General features: G+C 68.3%; 5 protein-coding genes. 2 read left to right on the top strand and 3 right to left on the bottom strand.

The annotated features are described in order from the left end of the window. The first annotated feature begins 94 nt into the window (after nt 1-94). Nucleotides 95-439, top strand: coding sequence for a hypothetical protein (locus AB0915_RS28190; protein ID WP_366693747.1), 345 nt, complete (start codon nt 95-97; stop codon nt 437-439). Between the two features lie 132 nt (nt 440-571). On the opposite strand, the gene AB0915_RS28185 is transcribed toward AB0915_RS28190, so the two are convergent. After that, nucleotides 572-2554 carry a glycoside hydrolase domain-containing protein gene (locus AB0915_RS28185; protein WP_366693746.1) on the bottom strand — a complete coding sequence of 661 codons (1983 nt, stop codon included), beginning with the start codon at nt 2552-2554 and terminating at the stop codon, nt 572-574. 642 nt (nt 2555-3196) lie between these two features. Between AB0915_RS28185 and AB0915_RS28180 the strand changes: the two genes are divergently transcribed. Beyond that, nucleotides 3197-4981: an ABC transporter ATP-binding protein gene (locus AB0915_RS28180; protein WP_366693745.1), complete on the top strand. Its 1785-nt coding sequence runs from the start codon at nt 3197-3199 to the stop codon at nt 4979-4981. 424 nt (nt 4982-5405) lie between these two features. Here AB0915_RS28180 and AB0915_RS28175 read toward each other — a convergent pair whose 3' ends face one another. Together AB0915_RS28175 and AB0915_RS28170 are read right to left on the bottom strand one after the other, a co-directional pair. Next, entirely contained in the window at nt 5406-5918 is a 513-nt protein-coding gene (locus tag AB0915_RS28175) for a methylated-DNA--[protein]-cysteine S-methyltransferase (RefSeq protein ID WP_366693744.1), read from the bottom strand. 331 nt (nt 5919-6249) lie between these two features. Then, nucleotides 6250-6756, bottom strand: a complete 507-nt coding sequence (locus AB0915_RS28170; RefSeq protein WP_366693743.1) for a hypothetical protein — start codon at nt 6754-6756, stop codon at nt 6250-6252. Nucleotides 6757-6955: the final 199 nt, after the last annotated feature.

The raw sequence follows: 6955 nt of genomic DNA, 5'->3' as shown, positions 1-6955 counted from the left end.
GGCCGCCGCCGCGCTCCGGCACAGCTGCGCACGCCCGCGGGTCCGTGTGAGATGGGCGCGGTGTGTGAAGGGTGGCGGCGCGCGAACGGAGCCGATGCGCCGGCACCCCGGCGGGAACCAGGTGTCGGTCGCGGCGAGCGTCGAACTCCTGGTGAACTCCCTTGCCTGGCAGGCCGCCGCACCGGTGGTCGGGTCCGCCCTGCTGGACCACTGGGAGGACAACGGCTGGCGCATTCTCCAGTACTCGGGTGTGTACGGGGACCGGGAGAACGCACGCCCGGTCACGGTGGTGTTCGCACTCGACGCCACGGCCGGCCGCGACACCGGCGACGACCCGGTCGTCCGTGTCAGTTACGTCGACGCGGACAGCGGGGAGGCGGTGGCCGTGGACGAACTGGGCGCGGTGCCGTCGCGGAAGATCCCGCCGATGGCGGGCTGACGCGGCGGACGAATCACCAGCCCGCGCAGGCCTCCGGAACACAGTGCACAGCAGCGCCGGACCGATAGCCGGGTCCGGCGCTGCCCGGTTCAGGTCCGCCTCCTGGTTGCCGTCGTCGAGAGGCCGGCCCCCTCACCAACCGTCGGAGATTTTGACGCGGGCGTTGAGGCCGCCCTTGCCGTTGCCCTTGTAGAAGTAGAGCTTTCCGGTGGCGCCCTGCCGGGGCTCGATGGCTTCCAGGTCACCCGTACCGTCACCGGTGAAGTCAGCGCCCGCGTAGTCCGAGATCCCGTTCCATCCACCGGAACCGATCTCCGTACGGGAGGGACCCGAGTCGATCGTGCCGTTGCCGTGACCCTTGTAGAGATAAAGCTTCCCGGTGGATTTCTCGGTGGCGACGATGTCGTCCCTGCGGTCCCTGTTCATGTCACCAGGACTGACGATCTTGTCCATGCCGTTCCAGCCACCGGAACCGATCTCCGTACGGGAGGAACCGGCGTCGATCGTGCCGTCGCCGTGGCCCCGGTAGAGGTAGAGCTTCCCGGTCGACGTCCCGACACCGCCGAGGTCATCCCTGCCATCACCCGTGAAGTCGCCGACGAAGGTGTTACTGATCCCGTTCCAGCCGCCGGAACCGATCTCCTTACGACGTCCCGGACCGCTACCGGTACCGGGGTAGAGGTACAGCTTTCCACTCGCGATCTCGGTGCCGACGAGATCGTCCTTGCCGTCCGAGTTGAAGTCACCGACGGCCAGATTCGCCATGCCGTTCCAGCCACCCCTACCGATCAGCACCCGCGAGGTCAGGGTTCCCGTGCCCGTACCGGGGTAGAGCCACAGATTGCCCGTCGACACCTCAACGGCCACCAGGTCCTTCTTGCCGTCCCCATTGAAGTCACCGGCCGTCAGATTTGTCATACCCGGGTCGCCCGTGGTCACAGCCGCGCCGACGTCGACGTAGTTCCGGTCGATGTTGATCGTCGTCCCGCTGTACGACTCGGTGACATTGCCCGCGTGCTGGTGAACACGCTGGTGCTCGGACCAGTAACCGGCGGGGATGTTCACGTCGGCGGTGTCGGCTTTACCGTTCCAGTTGGCGGACCAGACCACGTCCGGACGCACCAGCGTCGTGGACGAGTAGACGGAGGAGAGGTCCTTGATGCCACTGGAGGAGGAGCTGTACACGCCTGATCGGTAGCGCAGTTCGTGCAGACGGTCGGACCAGCCGGAGAGAAAGTTGAGGACGTTGGTGCGGTACCCCGAGGAGTACGCCTCCATGTCGGTGTAGAGCACCGTGCCGGGAACGAATCCGAGCCCTTGTGCCAGATCGACCGCCGCGTCGGCGGCCGACCGTCCCTGGCTGGTCGCACTTAAGGAGGAAATACTCCCCGCTTGGAGGCCCGCGTAGACAGGGAGCAGATGCCAGCCACGGCCGCTCTGCTCGGCCACCCATGAAGCGGTGAGGTTCGGCTGGGAGCAGGCCCGGCTCGGTCCGCCCATGTAGATGCCCACCCCTTTGTAGGGCGAGGACGCCCAGTCCGCCATGGCGCCCGAGGAGGGTGCCGAGCAGGCATCGAAGGCTTTGCCGGTGTAGCCGGTGCCCGGGATCGGGGAAGCGAAAGGCCGCGCCCGGGGGGCCGGAACCGTCCGCGGCTCGGCCGTGCTGCTGATGGTGGCGGAGCCCAGGACCCTCTCGATCGCTGCCGTCGACGAGCCGTAGCTGACGGTTGCGTAGACACCGGCGCCCTCGAAGGCCAGCCGTACTTCGCGGGAGTCGCCGGCCGGAAGAACGCGGGGAGCGGGGGAGCCCGCCGGGACGTTCACGGTGGGCACATCCTCTCGGGGTGCAGCTCCGGTGAACGGCTCCAGCACGATCGCATCGGTCTTCGCCGCGATCACGTGGCTGGGGCAGAACTGCTCGGCTCCCGGATGCCCCAGGTACACGGCGTGCTGATCGAGCCTCACGCAGGCGTTCGGGTGCGTCTCCAGATCCACCAGCCTCCACCCGGCCGGAACGTCGATGGAGAGTCCCCGGTACTCGACGTGGGTGGGCGATTCCGCCGCCGAGGCGGCAGCGGAGTGCTGAATCATGACGGTCAGTCCGATGGCGGCCATGAAGGCACAGGCTGAACGGCGCAGATGACGGTTCGTCATTACTCTCTTCCAGAAGTCGGGCCGATGTGGCACGGTCGGGGCAGGGAGCGCACAGAGGCAGGGCGGGGTCGCAGTGAACTCGGACCCGCCTGGTGGGGTGCCACCAGCCGCCGGTGCCGACTTCGATGCGGGCGTTGAGGCCGCCCGTGCCGTTGACCTTGTAGAGGTAGGGCTTTCCGGTGGCGCCCGGCGGGGATTCGAGGGCTGCCAAGTCACCCGCACCTCTACCGGTGACGTCACCGCCGTCGTGGTCCGAGATCCCGTTCCAGCCACCGGAACCGATCTCCGTACGGGAGGAACCGCCATCGACGGCGCCGTCGCCATGACTCTTGTACAGGTAGAGCGTCCCGATCGACGTCTCGACACCGCCGAGATCATCCCCACCGTCACCCGTGAAGTCGCCGACAAAGGTGTTGCTGATGCCGTTTCAGCCCGCCGGAACCGACCTCCGTACGACTGCCCTCTCTCGGCGGCCCTGCTGCACGGCCCGACCCGATTCCGTAGCGGAGCACCGGAACGGCTCGTAGGCTGACCTGCCGCCTTCAGGTCCCGATGCTCCTGTCGGCCGCATCTGTCCCTCAACCTCACGCAAGGATGACCGAGATGATCCACGGACCAGACCTGCCCGCAGGTGCGCGCCGGGTCCCCTACGAGGACCCGGGCCTGCCTGATCACCGGAGTCCCCTACGGTTCCTGTGGTGGCTGACGACAAGTCAACGCAAACGAGTCCTCCTCGGCTCCGCGTGGGGCAGCACATGGATGTGCGCACTCGTGCTTCCGCCGTACCTGATGTCGAAGACGATCGATGACGGGCTCAGAGCCCGGGACACGCGGGCGTTGCTCCTCTGGATCGGGGCGCTGGTCGTCGCGGGGGCCGGGATCGCAATCCTCGGCATCCTGCGACACCGCACCATGACGCGAATTCGTGTGGATGCGGCCTACCGCACGGTGCAGGTCGTCACACGCCACGTCACCCGCTTGGGATCGACGCTGCCCCGGCAGGTGTCCGCAGGTGAGCTCGCACACCTCCAAGCCGGTGACATCAGCAGGATCGCCCAGACACTGACCATCACGGGTCCCGGCGTGGGTGCGGCCGTCGCGTACGTCGCAACCGCCGTCCTGCTGTTCCGGATCTCCGCCGTTCTCGCTCTGGTGATCCTTCTCGGTGTCCCGGCCCTGGCGTTGACGGTCGGCCCCTTGCTGGGGAAGCTGCACAGCGCTGAAAGCCGCTACCGGGAGGATCAGGGCGCCCTGACCGCTCTCGCCGGCGACATGGTGGCCGGCCTGAGCATCCTCAACGGAATAGGCGGCAAGCCCATGTTCGCCGGACGGTACCGGGAACGCTCCCAGGCCCTCGTTCCTCTCGGATACCGCGTTGCCACCATAACCAGCTGGGTCCAGGCACTCACCGCGTGCCTTCCCATAGTCTTTCTCGCCATCGTGACGTGGATCAGTGCGCGGATGGCGGCCAACGGGGCCATCACCGTGGGCGAACTGGTGGCGGTCTACGGATACGTTGCCGCCCTGCTGGTACCCGTCTCGTCATTTATCGAAGGGGCAGACGATCTGCCGCGCGGGCTCGTCTCCGCAGGAAGGGTGGTCGACATCCTCGCGCTCGAGTCGGCTCCCGAGGAGCACCGGACCCGACTCGACCCACCGGACTCCCCCAGCCGGCTGCACGACCCCGAGTCGGGCCTGGTGGTCGCCCCGGGGAAGGTGACAGCCCTGGTCGGCGCCAGCCCCGACGAGCCACGCACCGTGGTGGACCGGTTGGCCGGCTACACCGACTCCGACGTCTCCTGGGGCGAGACCAAGCTGTCCGACTGGGACCGCACCGCTCTCAGACGGCACATCCTGCTCGCCGACAACGATGCCTATGTGTTCGCCGGTCCACTGCGTTCTGTCGTCTCCGGCAACACCGACCGCTCCGACGAGGACATCTGGCGGGCGCTGCGCGCCGCCGCCGCAGAGGACATCGTCGAAACGCTGGCCGACGGGCTCGACACCCGCCTGGAGAACCAGGCCCGCAACGTCTCGGGCGGACAACGCCAACGGCTGCGGCTGTCCCGGGCCCTGCTCGCGGATCCAGCGGTGCTCCTGCTGGTGGAGCCGACATCCGCACTGGACGCGCACACTGAGGCAACCGTCGCCACCCGCGTGGCACAGTACCGCCACGGGCTGACGACCCTCGTCGTCAGTTCATCGCCACTCGTGCTCGGCCAAGCCGACGAGGTCGCCTACCTCGTGGACGGGAAGGTGCACGCGACCGGCACGCACGGCGAACTCCTCGCCGGTCAACCCGGATACGCGGCACTGGTGTTCCGCGGTAGCACCGAAATCCGTGACGAGGCCGCCACGGCGCATCACGTGGAAGGACAGCCCCGATGAGCCAGTCCGACGAGACGCCGCGCCTGCCGGTCGCCGACGCAAGGACGGTGCGCCGGGCCGCCTGGCAGCTGTTGAACGACGACCGGGGGGCCATCCGCGGAATCCTGCTGCTGACCTGTCTTGCCGCACTCGCCGGCGCGGCCGGACCCTGGCTGCTGGGCCGCATCGTCACCGGAGTCGAGGCCGGCGATCTGTCCGTCTCCCGAGTCGACGGACTGGCCGCCGCCGTTCTGAGCTTCGCGGCAGCCCAATTGGTGCTGATGCGCTTTGCACGAGGTCTCTCCCACCGCTTCGGGGGGGGGCCGCGCCCCCCCCGGCAGCGCCCACCCCGGGTTGCGCCGTGCTGCGCGACCACACTCTCGAACGGTTGTTTCATGTTCATCCCATTGAAGACGTACGTGCGTGGCAAACGTGAGATTCCCGGTCAGAACAACCGTCCGGCGTCACCCGCGAGCGGCTCCTCAAGCTCCAGCAGCGCCTGCTTGCGCTTCAGTCCGCCGGCGTACCCGGTCAGGGCCCCGTTGGAACCGACGACGCGATGACACGGGACGAAGATGCACAGCGGGTTCGCACCCACGGCCTGTCCGACCTTCTGCGCGAGACCGCGGCCACCGACCTGCTCGGCGATACGGCCGTAGGTGGCCGTGTCACCGCACTGAATGCTCTTCACGATGTCCCAGACAGCGCGCTGGAACGAGTCGCCCTCGGCCTCGAGCGGAAGATCGAACTGCCTACGCCGCCCCGCTAGGTAATCGCACAGCTGGCAGGCCGCTTCGCTCAGCAACGAGTCCGTCGAGTCGCTGATCGCGGGCCCGAACGTCTCCTGCGGGGGCCGACGGACGTGGTGCCTGAAGTACAGGCCGGCGATCGCCTCGCCCTTGGCGACGATCGTGATCGGCCCAAGGTACGTCTCGATCACGACATGTCGAGTACTCATCTGCGTCTCCCCTCTCCTGACCGGTAGACGCGTGCCACCCGCAGAACGTGAGATCTCGCTTTGGAGCGGCCGCAGACCGCCGTGCCGGAGCATGTGGCGCAGGCGTTCCAGGCAGGTTCACGTGCGTGTGTGCACGGGACCACGCCCGCGGTCGCCGCTGCGTACGCGTGTCAGGGGCGGGGCAGCAGAGGAGGTGGCGAGTGCCACGGCGCGCAGCACGGCTGCCACTCGGCTGACGGACTGTTCCGGTGGACGGGGAAGCCGGGCCAGCAGCAGGCGCCGTTCTTCCTGGGGGCCGCCGCGGACGGGCATGATCCGCAGTCCGGGACTTTTACGGCTCGCCGTTCGAAGCGGTCGCGGCTCCGGTCAGGAGCAGAGTGACCAGCCGCGTAAGCCGAGGGGTAAACGCGGAAGCCACGTGGGCGACGAGCGAGTCCTCCGCGTAGAGGCGGGCCAGGGTGTCCGGCGGGTTCGAGGTCTGCCACTGCTGTGCCGCCATCGCGGTCGCCCCGGCGATCACGTCGACTGCCTGCCCGCGGGTCAGCCACGGCAGGGCACGAGTGAGGGCGCCTGTGATGCGGTCGATGGCGTCGAGGGTGGTGATCTTGAAGTCGCGGACCTGTTCCTGGGTCACCCCGCGTTCGAGGTTGAGCTGGGCGTGGGCGAGCAGGTCGCAGAACAGGGGGCGCTGCGCGAGCGCGGCGGCGAGTGCGGCCGCGACGTCCTGCGGTTCCGCGGGCCCCTGCAGGTCCGCCTCGATGGCGGTGGCCCAGTCCTGCCAGCCGTCCGCGGTCAGCAGGAGGAACCCTCCTTTGTGGGCCGTGACGCGGTCAACCATTGCCTTGCCGTTTGCGGCTTTTTCCCCCGAGTGCGGATCGCAATCGTGAGAAGACCGACTGAGCACTGCGACTCCCAGGGTTCGCGCGGGGCGCGGTGCCGGGGAGGACGAGGAGCTCGCATGAGAGCACGCCCGCAAGGCCGGGCTGGATCAGGCGGCGTCTTCGAGAATGGCAACCGCCGCTGAAGCGCCCGCGCTG

It is taken from the genome of Streptomyces sp. NPDC048411 (assembly GCF_040704695.1).
Taxonomy (GTDB): Bacteria; Actinomycetota; Actinomycetes; order Streptomycetales; family Streptomycetaceae; genus Streptomyces.
This window is presented reverse-complemented; position numbering and strand designations above follow the sequence as displayed.

Bases quoted from the DNA above. Each gene is read 5' to 3' on its own strand.
- AB0915_RS28190 (WP_366693747.1), top strand. From the start codon at position 95: ATGCGCCGGCACCCCGGCGGGAACCAGGTGTCGGTCGCGGCGAGCGTC.
- AB0915_RS28185 (WP_366693746.1), bottom strand. From the start codon at position 2,554: ATGGCCGCCATCGGACTGACCGTCATGATTCAGCACTCCGCTGCCGCC.
- AB0915_RS28180 (WP_366693745.1), top strand. From the start codon at position 3,197: ATGATCCACGGACCAGACCTGCCCGCAGGTGCGCGCCGGGTCCCCTAC.
- AB0915_RS28175 (WP_366693744.1), bottom strand. From the start codon at position 5,918: ATGAGTACTCGACATGTCGTGATCGAGACGTACCTTGGGCCGATCACG.
- AB0915_RS28170 (WP_366693743.1), bottom strand. From the start codon at position 6,756: ATGGTTGACCGCGTCACGGCCCACAAAGGAGGGTTCCTCCTGCTGACC.